Source organism: Bradyrhizobium sp. McL0615, assembly GCF_049993905.1.
In the GTDB taxonomy this organism is placed as follows: Bacteria; Pseudomonadota; Alphaproteobacteria; order Rhizobiales; family Xanthobacteraceae; genus Bradyrhizobium.
The window spans coordinates 5,345,040-5,360,681 of the sequence record NZ_CP188254.1 but is presented as its reverse complement, the minus strand read 5'-3'; the positions used below and the strand labels follow the sequence as shown (position 1 = coordinate 5,360,681).

General features: G+C 63.6%; 16 protein-coding genes. 15 read left to right on the top strand and 1 reads right to left on the bottom strand.

Translation table 11 applies throughout. From position 1 onward, the window contains the following. The first annotated feature begins 9 nt into the window (after positions 1-9). The 15 genes from nuoF to ACPPVP_RS25375 all read left to right on the top strand — a co-directional run bounded on the left by nuoF (position 10) and on the right by ACPPVP_RS25375 (position 15,025). Positions 10-1,335 (top strand): NADH-quinone oxidoreductase subunit NuoF, encoded by a 1,326-nt coding sequence (gene nuoF / locus ACPPVP_RS25445; protein WP_426525583.1) that lies wholly within the window; start codon positions 10-12, stop codon positions 1,333-1,335. Between the two features lie 6 nt (positions 1,336-1,341). Continuing rightward, a complete protein-coding gene (locus ACPPVP_RS25440; RefSeq protein WP_426525581.1) occupies positions 1,342-1,833 on the top strand; it encodes a hypothetical protein in 492 nt (163 codons plus the stop codon). A gap of 5 nt (positions 1,834-1,838) precedes the next feature. Then, positions 1,839-3,914: an NADH-quinone oxidoreductase subunit NuoG gene (gene nuoG, locus ACPPVP_RS25435; protein ID WP_426525579.1), complete on the top strand. Its 2,076-nt coding sequence runs from the start codon at positions 1,839-1,841 to the stop codon at positions 3,912-3,914. Between the two features lie 10 nt (positions 3,915-3,924). Beyond that, positions 3,925-4,995, top strand: a complete 1,071-nt coding sequence (nuoH, locus tag ACPPVP_RS25430) for an NADH-quinone oxidoreductase subunit NuoH (protein WP_426525577.1) — start codon at positions 3,925-3,927, stop codon at positions 4,993-4,995. 7 nt (positions 4,996-5,002) lie between these two features. Further along, positions 5,003-5,497 (top strand): NADH-quinone oxidoreductase subunit NuoI, encoded by a 495-nt coding sequence (nuoI, locus tag ACPPVP_RS25425; RefSeq protein WP_426525575.1) that lies wholly within the window; start codon positions 5,003-5,005, stop codon positions 5,495-5,497. A gap of 9 nt (positions 5,498-5,506) precedes the next feature. Further along, positions 5,507-6,145 (top strand): NADH-quinone oxidoreductase subunit J, encoded by a 639-nt coding sequence (locus ACPPVP_RS25420; RefSeq protein ID WP_426525574.1) that lies wholly within the window; start codon positions 5,507-5,509, stop codon positions 6,143-6,145. Next, positions 6,142-6,450, top strand: a complete 309-nt coding sequence (gene nuoK, locus ACPPVP_RS25415) for an NADH-quinone oxidoreductase subunit NuoK (protein ID WP_171581897.1) — start codon at positions 6,142-6,144, stop codon at positions 6,448-6,450. The genes ACPPVP_RS25420 and nuoK overlap by 4 nt, the downstream gene beginning before the upstream one ends. Before the next feature lie 8 nt (positions 6,451-6,458). Beyond that, the gene (gene nuoL / locus ACPPVP_RS25410) at positions 6,459-8,534 is read left to right on the top strand and encodes an NADH-quinone oxidoreductase subunit L (protein WP_426525573.1); all 2,076 of its coding nucleotides are present in this window, start codon (positions 6,459-6,461) and stop codon (positions 8,532-8,534) included. After that, the gene (locus tag ACPPVP_RS25405) at positions 8,534-10,045 is read left to right on the top strand and encodes an NADH-quinone oxidoreductase subunit M (RefSeq protein ID WP_426525571.1); all 1,512 of its coding nucleotides are present in this window, start codon (positions 8,534-8,536) and stop codon (positions 10,043-10,045) included. The genes nuoL and ACPPVP_RS25405 overlap by 1 nt, the downstream gene beginning before the upstream one ends. A gap of 10 nt (positions 10,046-10,055) precedes the next feature. Next, on the top strand, positions 10,056-11,492 hold the full coding sequence (gene nuoN / locus ACPPVP_RS25400; protein WP_426525569.1) for an NADH-quinone oxidoreductase subunit NuoN: 1,437 nt from the start codon (positions 10,056-10,058) through the stop codon (positions 11,490-11,492). Further along, a complete protein-coding gene (locus tag ACPPVP_RS25395; RefSeq protein WP_426525567.1) occupies positions 11,493-12,305 on the top strand; it encodes a biotin--[acetyl-CoA-carboxylase] ligase in 813 nt (270 codons plus the stop codon). Continuing rightward, positions 12,305-13,975: a ribonuclease J gene (locus tag ACPPVP_RS25390; protein WP_426525566.1), complete on the top strand. Its 1,671-nt coding sequence runs from the start codon at positions 12,305-12,307 to the stop codon at positions 13,973-13,975. Before ACPPVP_RS25395 ends, ACPPVP_RS25390 begins: the two co-directional genes overlap by 1 nt. A gap of 65 nt (positions 13,976-14,040) precedes the next feature. Continuing rightward, positions 14,041-14,445: a methylmalonyl-CoA epimerase gene (gene mce, locus ACPPVP_RS25385; RefSeq protein ID WP_426525564.1), complete on the top strand. Its 405-nt coding sequence runs from the start codon at positions 14,041-14,043 to the stop codon at positions 14,443-14,445. Between the two features lie 4 nt (positions 14,446-14,449). After that, entirely contained in the window at positions 14,450-14,725 is a 276-nt protein-coding gene (locus ACPPVP_RS25380; RefSeq protein ID WP_426525562.1) for a DUF1467 family protein, read from the top strand. Between the two features lie 12 nt (positions 14,726-14,737). Further along, positions 14,738-15,025 (top strand): hypothetical protein, encoded by a 288-nt coding sequence (locus ACPPVP_RS25375; protein ID WP_426525560.1) that lies wholly within the window; start codon positions 14,738-14,740, stop codon positions 15,023-15,025. 216 nt (positions 15,026-15,241) lie between these two features. On the opposite strand, the gene ACPPVP_RS25370 is transcribed toward ACPPVP_RS25375, so the two are convergent. Next, entirely contained in the window at positions 15,242-15,481 is a 240-nt protein-coding gene (locus ACPPVP_RS25370; RefSeq protein WP_426538048.1) for a PilZ domain-containing protein, read from the bottom strand. Positions 15,482-15,642: the final 161 nt, after the last annotated feature.

Here is a 15,642-nt window from a genome sequence, read left to right as displayed (position 1 = left end):
CTTCAAGTCATGCTCGACGACAAGGATCGCATCTTCAAGAACCTCTACGGCCTCCACGATTGGGGGCTGGAGGGCGCGCGCCGCCGTGGCGCGTGGGACGGCACCAAGGCGATCATCGACAAGGGCCGCGACTGGATCATCGCGGAGATGAAGGCCTCCGGCCTGCGCGGCCGCGGCGGGGCGGGCTTTCCGACCGGCCTGAAATGGTCGTTCATGCCCAAGGAATCCACCGACGGGCGGCCGAGCTATCTGGTCGTCAATGCCGACGAGTCCGAGCCTGGCACCTGCAAGGACCGCGAGATCATGCGGCATGATCCGCATCTGCTGGTCGAAGGCTGCCTCCTGGCGAGCTTCGCGATGAACGCGCATGCCTGCTACATCTATGTGCGCGGCGAATTCATCCGCGAGCGTGAGCATCTGCAGGCCGCGATCGATCAGGCCTACGACGCGAAACTGGTCGGCAAGGACAACATCAACGGCTGGCCGTTCGACATCTATGTCGCCCACGGCGCCGGGGCCTATATCTGCGGCGAGGAAACCGCGCTCTTGGAGAGCCTCGAAGGCAAGAAGGGCCAGCCGCGGCTGAAACCGCCGTTCCCGGCCAATGTCGGTCTCTATGGCTGCCCGACCACCGTCAACAACGTCGAATCCATTGCAGTCGCGCCGGATATCCTGCGGCGCGGCGCGGCGTGGTTTGCCGCGATCGGCCGGCCCAACAATGTCGGCACAAAGCTGTTTTGCATTTCCGGCCATGTCGAGCGGCCCTGCAACGTCGAAGAGGCGATGGGGATTCCGTTCCGCGAACTGATCGAGCGGCATTGCGGCGGCATTCGCGGCGGCTGGGACAATCTGAAGGCCGTGATCCCCGGCGGCTCGTCGGTGCGCATGGTGCCGGCCGAGCAGATCATCGACACGCCGATGGACTTTGACAGTCTGGGCAAGTTGCGTTCGGGCCTCGGCACCGCCGCCGTGATCGTGATGGACAAGTCGACCGACCTGATCCGGGCGATCGCGCGCATCTCCTATTTCTACAAGCATGAGAGCTGCGGCCAGTGCACGCCGTGCCGCGAAGGCACCGGCTGGATGTGGCGCGTACTGACCCGCATGGCCGATGGCCGCGCCCACAAGCGTGAAATCGACATGCTGCTGGAAGTGACCAAGCAGGTCGAAGGCCACACCATCTGCGCGCTCGGCGACGCGGCGGCATGGCCGATCCAGGGCCTGATTGCGCATTTCAGGCACGAGATCGAGGAGCGGATCGCCCAGTATTCGCACAAGGCCGATATCGACGATATCGGCGTGCGCGATCCCGTGAACATGGTCGCGGCGGAGTAGGGACCAATGTCGCAACCGAGCGTTTTCTGGTGGCAGAGATTCGGCACGCTGGCGCAGATGGCGCAGGCGGCCGTGGCGCTGCTCGGCTTTGTTGCGATCCTGTTTCAGATCAACGAGATCCGCACCAACAATCGCGGCGCCAGCGCGCGGGCCGCGTTTCTGGGCTACACCGATCTGGCGTTCAAGAATCCAAAGTTCTCGCAGCCCGACTACGATGCGATCAAGGCCGGTAGCCGTGAAGAGCGGGTGCAGTATGAAAGCTTCGTTTCGTATTTCCTCTACGCCTGCGAGGAGACGATCTCAGCCTTCGCCGACAAGCGCGAATGGCAGGCGTCCTGCGACTATGACCTGAAGCCGCATCTGCCGTTCCTGTGCGAGAAGAACGCGGCGCAGCCGGCCTATCTCGCCACCTACGGCGTCGAGACCCAGCAATGGATCAAGACGTCCTTGAAGACCGCCAGCGTTACACCGCCAGACTGCAAGCTGGGAAAGACTTGAGCGCAATGACCAAACTGATCATCGACGGCAAAGAGATCGATGTCCCCGCGGAGTACACGCTGCTGCAGGCCTGCGAGGCCGCCGGCGCCGAAATCCCGCGCTTCTGCTATCACGAGCGGCTGTCGATCGCCGGCAATTGCCGGATGTGCCTGGTTGAAGTGAAGGGCGGCCCGAAGCCGGTCGCAAGTTGCGCCTGGGGCGTGCGCGACTGCCGGCCCGGGCCGAAGGGCGAGCCGCCGGAAATCTCGACGCGTTCGCCGATGGTCAAGAAGGCCCGCGAGGGCGTGATGGAATTTTTGCTGATCAACCACCCGCTGGATTGCCCGATCTGCGATCAGGGCGGCGAGTGCGATCTGCAGGATCAGGCGATGGGCTATGGCGTCGACACCTCGCGCTTCGCCGAGAACAAGCGCGCGGTCGAGGACAAGTATCTCGGCGCGCTGGTCAAGACCTCGATGAACCGCTGCATCCAGTGCACGCGCTGCGTCCGCTTCTCCGCCGAAGTGGCCGGCGCCCCGGAAATGGGCGCCACCGGCCGCGGCGAGGACATGGAGATCACGACCTATCTGGAGCAGGCGCTGACCTCGGAGCTGCAGGGCAATCTCGTCGATATCTGCCCGGTAGGCGCGCTGACCTCGAAGCCGTATGCGTTCGCCGCGCGCCCGTGGGAGCTCGGCAAGACGCAGTCGGTCGATGTCATGGACGGCGTTGGTTCAGCCATTCGCGTCGATACCCGCGGTCGCGAGGTGATGCGGATCCTGCCGCGGATCAACGAGGCCGTGAACGAGGAATGGATTTCCGACAAGACCCGTCACGTGGTCGACGGCCTGCGCACGCAGCGGCTCGACCGGCCCTATATCCGCGAGAACGGCAAACTCCGTGCGGCGTCGTGGCAGGAAGCTTTTGCAGCCATCGCCGCCAAGACTGGCCGTATCGACGGCAAGCGTATCGGCGCAATCGCCGGCGATCTCGCGGCGGTCGAGGAGATGTTTGCGCTGAAGGAGCTGTTGGCAAAGTGCGGCTCTTCCAATCTGGCGGTGCAGGGCGGCGACGCCTTCGACGCCAAGGCGGGACGGGCGACCTGGATTTTCAATCCCACCATTGCCGGGATCGAGCAGGCCGACGCGCTTTTGATCATCGGCGCCAACCCACGCCGGGAAGCCGCCGTCCTCAACGCGCGCATCCGCAAGCGCTGGCGCACCGGCCAGCTCAAGGTCGGCGTGATCGGCGCCAAGGCCGATCTCACGTATGATTACGACTATCTCGGCGCGGGCACGGATACGCTCAGTGACCTCGCCAGCGGCAAGCATTCCTTCACGGAAGTGCTGAAGGCCGCCAAGAACCCGATCGTGCTGGTCGGCGCCGGCTCGCTTTCGCGGCATGACGGCGCGGCGGCGCTGACGCTGGCGGCCAAGGTCGCGGCCGGCGCAGGCGCGCTCAAGGATGGCTGGAACGGCTTTGCGGTGCTGCAGGATACCGCCTCGCGCGCCGGCGCGCTCGATATCGGCTTTGCGGCCAGCGCTAATGGTCTCAGTCTGGCGCAGATGACGACGTTCGGCACGCTCGACGTGCTGTTCCTGCTCGGCGCGGATGAAGTGAAGGTGCCTGACGGCACGTTCGTGGTCTATATCGGCACCCATGGCGACCGCGGCGCGCATCGCGCCGACGTCATCCTGCCGGGCGCGGCCTATACCGAAAAATCCGGTCTCTACGTCAACACCGAAGGCAGGGCGCAGATCGCCAGCCGTGCGGCGTTCCCGCCCGGCGAGGCGCGCGAGGACTGGGCGATCGTCCGCGCACTGTCGGATGTCTTGGGCAATAAGCTGCCCTATGATTCCCTGCAGGCGTTGCGCCAGGCCCTGTTCAAGGCCGTGCCGCATCTGATGCGGATCGACCAGATCGAGCCCGGCAAGGCCGGCGACGTCAGTGCACTGGCGGGCAAGGGCGGCAAGGTCGACAAGACGCCGTTCAAGAGTTCGGTCGAGGATTTCTATCTGACCAACCCGATCGCGCGGGCTTCCGCTGTCATGGCGGAATGTTCCCGGCTGGCGTCCGGGAAAATGCTGACGGCAGCGGAGTAAGCGTGACCTGATGGCTGATTTCTTCGCAAGCTCGTTCTGGACCGGCTTTCTCTGGCCGCTGATCATCATGGTCGCGCAGAGCCTGCTCTTGCTCGTCGTGCTCCTGATCGCGATCGCCTATATCCTGCTCGCCGACCGTAAGATCTGGGCGGCGGTGCAGATCCGTCGCGGTCCCAACGTCGTCGGCCCCTGGGGCCTGTTGCAGTCCTTCGCGGATCTGCTGAAGTTCGTGCTGAAGGAACCGGTCATCCCGTCCGGCTCCAACAAGGGCGTGTTCCTGCTGGCGCCGCTGGTCTCGTGTGTGCTGGCGCTGGCGGCCTGGGCCGTGATCCCGATGGATCTCGGCTGGGTCATCTCCGACATCAATGTCGGCGTACTCTATATCTTTGCGATTTCGTCGCTGTCGATCTACGGCATCATCATGGCCGGCTGGTCGTCGAACTCGAAATATCCGTTCCTGGCCGCGCTTCGTTCTGCCGCGCAGATGGTGTCATACGAAGTCTCGATCGGCTTCGTCATCATCACGGTGTTGCTGTGCGCCGGCTCGCTCAATCTCTCGGCCGTGGTGGAAGCGCAGAATACAAGAGGGCTGGCCAGCCTGATCGGTCTGCCGCAGCTCACCATCCTGAACTGGTATGTGTGGCCGCTGTTCCCGATGTTCGTGGTGTTCTACGTCTCGGCGCTGGCGGAGACCAACCGTCCGCCGTTCGACCTGGTGGAAGCCGAATCCGAGCTGGTCGCGGGCTTCATGACCGAATACGGCTCGACGCCGTATCTGCTGTTCATGCTCGGCGAATATGTCGCGATCACCACGATGTGCGCGCTGGCGACGATCCTGTTCCTCGGCGGCTGGCTGCCGCCGGTGGCGCTGCCGCCGTTCACCTGGATACCGGGGGTGATCTGGTTCGCGCTGAAAGTGTTTTTCATGTTCTTCATGATCGCGATGGCAAAGGCGATCGTGCCGCGCTACCGCTACGATCAACTGATGCGGCTCGGCTGGAAGGTGTTCCTGCCGATGTCGCTGGCGGCGGTCGTGATCGTCGCCGGTGTGCTGCAGTTCACCGGCATTGCGCCGAAGTGAGGCCGTCATGAGTGTCAACATCAACGCAACCGCCCGCGCGCTTCTCTTGACCGAATTCGTATCGGCGTTCTTTCTCGCCATGCGCTATTTCTTCAAGCCGAAGCCGACGCTGAACTATCCGTTCGAGAAGGGTCCGATCTCTCCGCGCTTCCGCGGCGAGCATGCGCTGCGTCGTTATCCGAACGGCGAGGAACGCTGCATCGCCTGCAAGCTGTGCGAAGCAATCTGTCCGGCGCAGGCGATCACGATCGAAGCCGGCCCGCGCCGCAACGACGGCACCCGCCGCACGGTGCGCTACGACATCGACATGGTGAAATGCATCTATTGCGGGCTGTGCCAGGAAGCCTGCCCGGTCGATGCCATCGTCGAGGGACCGAATTTCGAATTCGCGACCGAGACCCGCGAGGAACTGTATTATGACAAGGCGAAACTGCTCGCCAATGGCGACCGCTGGGAGCGCGAGCTTGCGAAATCAATCGAACTCGACGCGCCGTACCGGTGAGGTGAGGGCATGATCCTAACCGCGCTGTTCTTCTATCTGTTCGCCGGCGTTTGCGTGGCGTCGGCGGTGATGGTGATTGTGTCGCGCAATCCCGTGCACTCGGTGCTGTATCTGATCCTGGCCTTCGTCAACGCTTCCGGCCTGTTCATCCTGATGGGCGCAGAATTTCTTGGCATGATGCTGATCGTGGTCTATGTCGGCGCGGTCGCAGTCCTGTTCCTGTTCGTGATCATGATGCTCGACGTCGATTTTGTCGAACTGCGCGAGGGCTTTCTGGAATATTTGCCGATCGGTCTGGTGATCGGCGGCATCTTCCTCGTCGAACTGCTGCTGGTCGCCGGCGGTTGGGTGATCAATCCCGGCACCGTCAAGCAGATCACGGCGGCGATCCCGACCAATGTCAGCAACACCGAGGCGCTCGGGCTGGTGCTCTATACGAAGTACATCCACTACTTCCAGATCGCAGGCATGGTACTTCTGGTCGCCATGATCGGCGCCATCGTGCTGACGCTGCGCCACAAGGTGAAGGTCAAGCGGCAGGACATCAACGTGCAGAACGCGCGGACGCCGGAGCTCGCGATGACCGTGCGCAAGGTGACGTCCGGGCAGGGGTTGCAGGACGCGGATGCGGCGGAGTGGGTGAAATGACGATCGGTCTGGGGCACTATCTCGCGGTCGGCGCCATCCTGTTCACGCTCGGGATCCTCGGCATCTTCCTGAACCGCAAGAACATCATCGTCATCCTGATGTCGATCGAGCTGATCCTGCTTGCCGTCAACATCAACCTGGTGGCGTTCTCGACCTTCCTCGGCGACATCGTCGGGCAGGTCTTTGCACTGCTGGTGCTGACGGTTGCCGCGGCTGAAGCGGCGATCGGCCTCGCAGTGCTGGTGGTGTACTTCCGCAACCGCGGTTCGATCGCGGTTGAAGACGTCAATCTGATGAAGGGCTAAGGGCAGCTATGGTTCAGGCAATCGTCTTTCTGCCGCTGCTGGGCGCCATTCTGGCCGGCCTGATCGCGATCTTCGGGGCGCATGCCCGCAACCCGACCGGTGATACGGTCGAGCACCACGACGACGGGCATGGCGCTCACGCCCATGCCGCTGATGCCCATGACGACCATGGTCATGACGATCACGGCCACGACGACCACCACGTCTCGGAGCCGCCGGCGCAGGGTTCGCGCGCGGCCGAATTGATCACCACGGGACTTCTGTTCGTTTCCGCGGTTCTTTCCTGGGTGGTGCTGGTCGACATCGGCTTCCTGCACCATGATGTCGTAAGGATCGCGCTGTTTCCCTGGATCAATTCCGGCGATCTGCAGGTCTCGTGGGCACTGCGGGTCGACACGCTGACCGCCGTGATGCTGGTCGTGGTCAACACCGTCTCCTCGCTCGTGCACCTCTATTCCATCGGCTACATGGACGAGGATCCGTACCGGCCGCGCTTCTTCGGTTATCTCAGCCTGTTCACCTTCGCGATGCTGATGCTGGTGACCGCGGACAATCTGGTCCAGCTGTTCTTCGGCTGGGAGGGCGTCGGTCTCGCCAGCTACCTGCTGATCGGCTTCTGGTACCAAAAGCCGTCGGCGAACGCGGCGGCGATCAAGGCGTTCGTAGTCAACCGCGTCGGCGACTTCGGCTTCGCGCTTGGTATTTTCGCCATCTACATGCTGCTCAAGACCACCGATTTCGAAACTATCTTCGCTGGCGCGCCCGGGCTTTCCGGCAAGACCATCAACTTCTTCGGCTGGCACGCCGACGCGCTGACGCTGACCTGCCTCTTACTGTTCATGGGCGCGATGGGCAAATCGGCCCAGTTCCTGCTGCACACCTGGTTGCCGGACGCGATGGAAGGCCCGACGCCGGTCTCCGCGCTGATCCACGCCGCGACCATGGTGACGGCCGGCGTGTTCATGGTGGCGCGGCTGTCGCCGCTGTTCGAGCTCGCGCCCAACGCGCAGGCCGTCGTGATGTTCTTCGGCGCCACCACCGCGTTCTTCGCCGCGACCGTCGGCCTCGTCCAGAACGACATCAAGCGCATCGTTGCCTACTCGACCTGTTCGCAGCTCGGCTACATGTTCGTGGCGATGGGAGCAGGGGCCTATTCGGTCGGCATGTTCCATCTGTTCACGCACGCCTTCTTCAAGGCGCTGCTGTTCCTGGGCTCAGGTTCGGTGATCTACGCGATGCACCACGAGCAGGACATCCGCAACATGGGCGGGCTGTGGCGCAAGATCCCCTACACCTACAGCGTGATGCTGATCGGCACCCTGGCGCTGACCGGCTTCCCGCTCACGGCCGGCTATTTCTCCAAGGACGCGATCATCGAGTCCGCCTATGTCGCGCACAATCCGTTCGCGTTTTACGGCTTTGCGATGACGGTGATCGCGGCCGGCCTGACCTCGTTCTATTCGTGGCGTCTGATCTTCAAGACGTTCCACGGCGAGCCCCACGACCAGCACCATTACGAGGCGGCGCATGAAGCGCCGATGTGGATGCTGGTCCCGATCGGTATTCTCGCCGCGGGCTCCATCCTGGCCGGCTTCCCGTTCTACGAAGCTTTCGCCGGTCACGGCGTGGAAGAGTTCTTCCGCGAGTCGCTGAAGATGCACCCGCACATCATCGACGAGATGCACCACATTTCGAAGACCATTACCAATCTGCCGACCGTCATGATGGCGCTTGGCTTCGTGGTGTCGTGGCTGTTCTACATCCGCCGGCCGTATTTGCCGGTCGAACTCGCCGGCCAGCACCAGATGCTCTACCAGTTCCTGCTCAACAAATGGTATTTCGACGAGCTCTATGACTTTATCTTCGTCCGCCCGGCCAAGCGGATCGGCTACTTCCTGTGGAAGAAGGGCGACGGCTTCGTCATCGACGGCTTTGGCCCGGACGGCGTTTCGGCGCGTGTGCTCGATGTCACCCGTAACGTGGTGAAGATCCAGACCGGCTACCTCTACCACTATGCCTTTGCGATGCTGATCGGCGTCGCGGGGCTGATCACCTGGTTCATGTTCGGCTTGGGAGGCCAGTAATGACAACCTGGCCCATCCTTTCCGTCGTCACGTTCCTGCCGGTCATCGGCGCGCTGGCGATCTATCTCACCCGCGGCGACGACGAGGCCGCGCGTCGCAATGCGCGCTGGATCGCGCTGTGGACCACGCTGGTCACCTTCGCGGTGTCGCTGATCCTGGTCTGGCGCTTCGACGCCGCCAATCCGGATTTCCAGTTCATCGAAAAGGCGAATTGGCTCGCCAGCGGCATCACCTATCACATGGGTGTTGACGGCATTTCGCTGCCGTTCGTGATCCTGACCACTGCCCTGATGCCGTTCTGCATCGTCGCGAGCTGGAAATCGATCACGATGCGGGTGCGCGAATACATGATGGCGTTCCTGCTCCTGGAAACGCTGATGGTCGGCACGTTTTCGGCGCTCGATCTCATGCTGTTCTACCTGTTCTTCGAGGGTGGCCTGATCCCGATGTTCCTGATCATCGGTGTCTGGGGTGGCCCGCGCCGGGTCTACGCGTCGTTCAAGTTCTTCCTCTACACGCTGCTCGGCTCGGTCCTGATGCTGCTCGCCATCATGGCGCTGTACTGGAATGCCGGCACCACCGACATCCCGACGCTGATGCACACCGCCGTGCCGCGCAGCTTGCAGACCTGGGCGTGGCTGGCGTTCTTTGCCTCCTTCGCCGTGAAGATGCCGATGTGGCCGGTGCACACCTGGCTTCCTGACGCCCACGTCGAGGCGCCGACCGCAGGCTCGGTGATCCTGGCCGCGATCCTGCTGAAGATGGGCGGCTACGGCTTCCTGCGGTTCTCGCTGCCGATGTTCCCGCTGGCGTCGCATGATTTCGCCTGGATCATCTTCTCGCTGTCGGTGATCGCCATCGTCTACACCTCGCTGGTGGCCTTGATGCAGGAAGACATCAAGAAGCTGATCGCCTATTCGTCGGTGGCGCATATGGGCTTCGTCACCATGGGCATCTTCGCCGGCACCACGCAGGGCGTAGCCGGCGGCGTGTTCCAGATGGTGTCGCATGGCATCGTCTCCGGGGCGCTGTTCCTGTGTGTCGGCATCGTCTACGACCGCATGCATACCCGCGAGATCGTGGCCTATGGCGGCCTCGTCAACCGGATGCCGCTCTATGCGCTGGTGTTCATGGTGTTCACCATGGCGAATGTCGGGCTGCCCGGCACGTCCGGCTTCGTCGGCGAGTTCATGACGCTGCTCGGCACCTTCAAGGTCTCGATTCCGACTGCGACTTTTGCCACGCTCGGCGTGATCCTGTCGGCCTGCTATGCCCTGTGGCTCTATCGCAAGGTGGTGTTCGGCGCGCTGACAAAGCCGTCGCTCGCCAGCATCAAGGACCTGACGGTCCGAGAGAGCCTGACGCTGTTCCCGCTGGTCGCGCTGACCATCCTGTTCGGCGTCTACCCGAAGCCGGTGCTCGACATGTCGGCGGCCTCGGTTCAGCAACTCGTCAACAATTACAATGCCGCCGTGACTGCCGTGAAGGCAGCCGCGCTGGTCGTCCAATAGGGCCGCCGCCATGAGCTTCTCGAGTGCAGGTTATCAGTTGCTGCCGGTGCTGCCGGAACTGGTGCTGGCCGTCGGCGCCATGGTGCTGCTGATGCTGGGCGCCTATCGCGGCGAGGGGACGACCCGGCTCGTTACCACGCTTGCGGTGGTGCTGCTGGTCGTGACTGGCGCGCTGGAGCTGATGCTGCCGGCCGGCAAGCTCACGACCTTCGGCGGCAGTTTCATCGTCGACGACTTCGCCCGCTTCCTGAAGACCCTTGCCATTATCGGCTCGGCGGTGACGCTGGTCCTGTCGACGGAGTTCCTGTCCGACCCGTCGCGGCGCATTTTCGAATATTCGATCCTGGTGCTGCTTTCGACGCTCGGCATGATGGTGCTGATCTCGGCCGCCGACCTGATCATGCTCTATCTTGGCCTTGAGCTGATGAGCCTTGCGCTCTACGTGGTCGCCGCCTCCAACCGCGACAATGCCAAGTCGACCGAGGCCGGCCTGAAGTACTTCGTGCTCGGTGCGCTGTCCTCCGGCATGCTGCTCTACGGCGCCTCGCTGATCTACGGCTTTACCGGCACGGTCGAATTTGCGGGCATCGCGGCGGCGGTGAAAACCGGCAGCGCCGGCATCGTGTTCGGCCTCGTGTTCCTGCTGGCTGGGCTCTGCTTCAAGGTATCGGCCGTGCCGTTCCACATGTGGACGCCCGACGTCTATGAAGGCGCGCCGACGCCGGTCACGGCGTTCTTTGCCTCGGCGCCGAAAGTCGCCGCACTCGCCGTGTTCACCCGTGTGACGCTGACGGCTTTCCCCGGAATCGTGCCGCAATGGCAGCAGATCCTGGTGTTCGTGGCGATCGCCTCGATGGTGCTGGGCTCGTTTGCCGCGATCGGGCAGAAGAATATCAAGCGCCTGATGGCCTATTCCTCGATCGGCCATATGGGCTTTGCGCTGGTCGGGCTCGCATCGGGCACGGTGGAGGGCGCGCAGGGCGTGCTGGTCTATATCGCGATCTATGTCGCGATGACGCTCGGCACCTTCGCGGTCATCCTGTCCATGAAGCGCGCCGGCCAGCCGATGGAGCAGATCAGCGATTTCTCCGGGCTGTCGCGCACCAATCCGCTGCTGGCGTTCTTCTTCGCCATGCTGCTGTTCTCGCTGGCGGGCATTCCACCGCTCGCGGGCTTCTTTGCCAAATGGTACGTCTTTGTCGCCGCGATCAAGGCCGGCCTGTTCACGCTCGCCGTGATCGGCGTGCTGAGCAGCGTGGTGGGCGCGTTCTACTATCTCACCATCATCAAGGTGATGTATTTCGACGAGCCGGCCGGCGAGATCGAACCGATGCGCATCGAGCTGCGCACGGTGCTGGCCGTTGCCGGCATTTTCAACATCTTCTTCTTCGTCTATCCGGGGCCGCTGGTCAGCGTCGCCACGGCTGCGGCGAAGTCATTGTTCTAGATGGCTCTCGCGCTCGGTCCCCGGGCTACAGCGGCGGGTTACCGTCTCATTGCCTTCGATCAGGCCGGTTCGACCAATGCGGAAGCCATGGCGCATGCACGCCAGGGCGAGCGTGGGCCGACCTGGTTCGTCACCACGGAACAGACGGCGGGCCGGGGCCGCCGGCAGCGCGCCTGGATCGCGCCGCGCGGCAACCTCGCCAGCAGCGTGCTCGAGGTCATGGATGTATCTCCCGCCGTTGCGGCGACCATGGGCTTCGCCTTCGGTTTGGCGCATGAAAGCGCGCTGCAGCGTGTCAGCGTAGAGGCCAACCTTCGGTTGGCCGGATCGGATCAATTGAAATATCTCCTGAAATGGCCGAACGACATTCTGGTGCGCCGGCAGAAGCTTTGCGGCTTGCTGGTGGAGGCTGAGGCGATGACGGACGGCGGCCTCGCCGTTGTGGCGGGGATCGGCACCAACATCATCGCAGCACCCGAGGGTACGCCGACGCCGGCCACTTCGCTGGCCGCGCTCGGCGTCCATGTCGGTGCGGAAGAGCTGTTCGCCGCACTGTCGGATGCCTGGGTCGAGTTCCGCGGCATCTGGGATAATGGCCGCGGCTTCGGCGAGATCCGGAAGCTGTGGCTGGAGCGCGCCTTCGGCGTCGGCGAGCCGGTCGCGATCCAGACCGGAACCACGAAGGTGGAAGGCACGTTCGATACGATTGATGATACCGGCTGCCTGATCATCCGCACCGCGGACGGCAGGCGCACGCCGATCACGGCCGGCGAGGTCTATTTCGGCACGGCAGCGTCGGTAGGAGCAGCTTGATGGCGCGGCCGGATGAATTGACCTTTGCGCCGCTCGGCGGCGTCGGCGAGATCGGCATGAACCTGTCGATCTACGGGCTCGGCAATCGCAACCAGCGTTCCTGGCTCGCGGTCGATCTCGGCGTTTCCTTCGGCGACGAGGAGCATCTGCCGGGGATCGACCTGATCATGCCGGACATCCGCTTTCTGGAAAAGGAGCGCAAGAACCTGATGGGGCTGGTGCTGACGCACGCCCATGAGGACCATTTTGGCGCCATCATAGACCTCTGGCCGAAGCTGCAATGCCCGATCTATGCCACCAAATTCAGCGCCGCTTTGTTCGAGGCCAAATGCGCCGCCGAGCGCAATCCGCCGAAGATCCCCGTGACCGTGGTGCCGTCGGGCGGCCGGATCAATCTCGGGCCGTTCACCGTCGAATTCATCCCGGTCGCGCACTCGATTCCGGAATCGCATGCGCTGGCCATCCATACCTCCGTCGGCACCGTGCTCCATACCGGCGACTGGAAGATCGACCCGACGCCGATCATCGGCCTGCCGACCGACGAGCGGCGCCTGCGCGAACTCGGCGATGCCGGCGTGCTGGCGCTGGTCGGGGATTCCACCAACGCAGTGCGGGAAGGGCGCTCGCCCTCGGAGACCGAGGTTGCCGCCACCATCGCCAAGCTGGTGAAGGCGGCCAAGGGCCGGGTCGCCGTCACGACCTTTGCCTCCAACGTCGCGCGCGTGAAGGCGGTGGCGGATGCCGCCAAGGCCGCCGATCGCGAGGTGGTGGTGGTCGGCCGCGCCATGGAGCGCGTGGTGCAGGTCGCCCGCGAAACCGGCTATCTCGACGGCGTGCAGAATTTCCGTGGTGCCGATTATTACGGGCATTTCCCGCCGGACAAGGTGCTGGCGCTGTGCACCGGCAGCCAGGGCGAGGCGCGGGCGGCGCTCGCCAGGATCGCCAATAACGACCATCCGCAGGTGACGCTGAACAAGGGCGACAGCGTGATCTTTTCCTCGCGCACCATCCCCGGCAACGAGAAGGCGGTCGGCGCCATCATCAATGGCCTGGTCAGCCAGGGCATCGAGGTCATCACCGACCGGACCGATCTGGTCCATGTCTCCGGCCATCCGCGCCGCGACGAGCTGCGCGACATGATCTCATGGGTACGCCCGCAGATCCTGATCCCCGTCCATGGCGAGGCGCTGCATCTCTCCGAGCACGCCAAGCTGGCGCGCACGGCCGGCGTGCCGAAGGTGCTGATCTGCCGCAATGGCGATCTGGTCAAGCTCGGGCCCGGCGACCCCGGCATCATCGACGAATTACCGTCGGGGCGGCTCTACAAGGACGGCAATATCCTGGAGGACTCAAAGTCCCGCGCCGTGGTCGAGCGGCGCCGGATGGGATTTGCCGGTTGCGCCTTCGTGGCGATCGCCATGACCGACAAGGGCGAGCTGGCCGACGATCCCGAGGTTGATCTCGTCGGCATCCCAGAGAAGAATGCGGCCGGCGAGGTGATCGACGAAATCGTGTTCGACACGGTGGTTTCGACGGTGGAAAACCTGCCGCGGGCGCGGCGGCGCGATGCGGACGCGGCGGCGGAATCGGTGCGCCGCGCGGTGCGGGCCGTCATCAACGAACATTGGGGCAAGAAGCCGATTTGCCTCGTTCATGTGCTGACGGTTTGAGGTAAAAGGCGTTTTCCGGCGAGCCGGCGGGCTCTTGCCGGAATCGAAGCAGGGAGTGGAGTGTCATGCTGGGCCGGCTCAATCACGTCGCGATCGCGGTCAAGGACGCGGAAAAGGCCGCCAAAATCTATGGCGGCGCGTTCGGCGCGGAAATCTCCGGCGCGGTGCCGCTGCCGGAGCATGGCGTCATCACCGTGTTCGTGACGCTGTCCAACACCAAGATCGAGTTCATCCAGCCGCTCGGCGAGGCCTCGCCGATCGCCAAATTCGTCGAACGCAACGCCGACGGCGGCATCCATCACATCTGCTACGACGTGCCCGACATCATCGCGGCGCGCGACAGACTGATCAGCGAGGGCGCGCGGGTGCTCGGCGACGGCGTGCCCAAGATCGGCGCCCACGGCAAGCCGGTGCTGTTTTTCCACCCGAAGGATTTTTCCGGCGCACTCGTCGAAATCGAACAGGCCTGAAGCCATGGCCTATAGCGTTTCCACAGCTCTGGCGATCTACTTCGTGCTCTGGTGGGTCGTGCTGTTCGTGACGCTGCCGTTCGGCGTCCGCAGCCAGCACGAGGACGGCGAGGGCGCTCCCGGCACCGATCCCGGCGCACCTGTCATGGCGCGGATGGGCTACAAGCTGCTCTGGACCACGCTGATCTCGGGCGTGATCTTCGGTATCAGCATGTGGGCCTATTATCAGGGCTATCTGAACATCGAGCGGCTGTCGCGGCTGATGGGACTGCCGTTCTAGGGAAGGGACACAATGGCGCGCAGCGTCGTTGCAATCATTTTGCTGCTGGCATCGGTCGGTGGCCCGGCCGCCGCGATGGATCCATCCGCCATGGAGGAGACCAACTGCCTGATGGCCTGCGACGCCAATCAGGAGCATTGCGGTGCCGGGCAGGCTCCACTCAACAGGAACCGTTCCGTTGCCGCACATCTTTCGCAGCCGGAAATGAAAGCGTCTCCGATCCCCGGTATGCGCCGGACGATTGGGCCTTCGACGACGCATGAGGGGAAAGTGTCTCGTTCAAATGAGGGCAAGCATTAGCTTGCCGGGCGAGCTGGAAGGAATTTTCAAAGGGTATTGCTCGCGCTCGTGATCCTGCTCGCGCCAGCCCTGCCGGAGCAATTCAGGGTCCAAACACAAAATCGCGAAAACAACCCCATGCAAAGTAGAAGTGATCCCGGCGCGAAGCACTCGGGCCGCTTGCGTCCGGGGCACGAGATGGTCCGTCGTCACGGCCCAACCTGACCCCATCCTGCTCTAGTCGAACGCGACGCCTATCCGCTTGTCCGTTCGCCAGGCCACCCGGCAATGGCGGCGCGTGTGATCGCCCGAGACCACCAACCAGAAGCTGTCGGGGACGCCGACCGGACTGGCGACTTCGATTGCAGCGCCGGTGTCCGATACATTCCGGATGGTGCAGTCGATGACCCCGCCGTTGAACTCGATGGATCCTGCCTTCAATACCCGGTGCCGGGGCGCGGCGCGATGGTTCTCCAGAACCTGAAGCGGTTCGGGTGCCTTGGGCTCTGCTCCCTTCGCCGCCTGTTGCTCCAGCAGCCCTTGGGCGTGCTGCGTTGCGGCCTGGATGGTCTCGTTGGTCAGCGTAGGCCGGATTCTCGCCCAGGCGAGCCGGAAGCGGACCTGGCAGTCCTTGTAAT

What these genes read in the sequence shown, in the direction of transcription:
- nuoH (WP_426525577.1), top strand. Translation starts at nt 3,925, where the DNA reads ATGGCTGATTTCTTCGCAAGCTCGTTCTGGACCGGCTTTCTCTGGCCG.
- nuoG (WP_426525579.1), top strand. Translation starts at nt 1,839, where the DNA reads ATGACCAAACTGATCATCGACGGCAAAGAGATCGATGTCCCCGCGGAG.
- nuoK (WP_171581897.1), top strand. Translation starts at nt 6,142, where the DNA reads ATGACGATCGGTCTGGGGCACTATCTCGCGGTCGGCGCCATCCTGTTC.
- ACPPVP_RS25390 (WP_426525566.1), top strand. Translation starts at nt 12,305, where the DNA reads ATGGCGCGGCCGGATGAATTGACCTTTGCGCCGCTCGGCGGCGTCGGC.
- nuoF (WP_426525583.1), top strand. Translation starts at nt 10, where the DNA reads ATGCTCGACGACAAGGATCGCATCTTCAAGAACCTCTACGGCCTCCAC.
- nuoL (WP_426525573.1), top strand. Translation starts at nt 6,459, where the DNA reads ATGGTTCAGGCAATCGTCTTTCTGCCGCTGCTGGGCGCCATTCTGGCC.
- ACPPVP_RS25375 (WP_426525560.1), top strand. Translation starts at nt 14,738, where the DNA reads ATGGCGCGCAGCGTCGTTGCAATCATTTTGCTGCTGGCATCGGTCGGT.
- ACPPVP_RS25395 (WP_426525567.1), top strand. Translation starts at nt 11,493, where the DNA reads ATGGCTCTCGCGCTCGGTCCCCGGGCTACAGCGGCGGGTTACCGTCTC.
- mce (WP_426525564.1), top strand. Translation starts at nt 14,041, where the DNA reads ATGCTGGGCCGGCTCAATCACGTCGCGATCGCGGTCAAGGACGCGGAA.
- ACPPVP_RS25405 (WP_426525571.1), top strand. Translation starts at nt 8,534, where the DNA reads ATGACAACCTGGCCCATCCTTTCCGTCGTCACGTTCCTGCCGGTCATC.
- nuoI (WP_426525575.1), top strand. Translation starts at nt 5,003, where the DNA reads ATGAGTGTCAACATCAACGCAACCGCCCGCGCGCTTCTCTTGACCGAA.
- ACPPVP_RS25380 (WP_426525562.1), top strand. Translation starts at nt 14,450, where the DNA reads ATGGCCTATAGCGTTTCCACAGCTCTGGCGATCTACTTCGTGCTCTGG.
- ACPPVP_RS25420 (WP_426525574.1), top strand. Translation starts at nt 5,507, where the DNA reads ATGATCCTAACCGCGCTGTTCTTCTATCTGTTCGCCGGCGTTTGCGTG.
- ACPPVP_RS25440 (WP_426525581.1), top strand. Translation starts at nt 1,342, where the DNA reads ATGTCGCAACCGAGCGTTTTCTGGTGGCAGAGATTCGGCACGCTGGCG.
- nuoN (WP_426525569.1), top strand. Translation starts at nt 10,056, where the DNA reads ATGAGCTTCTCGAGTGCAGGTTATCAGTTGCTGCCGGTGCTGCCGGAA.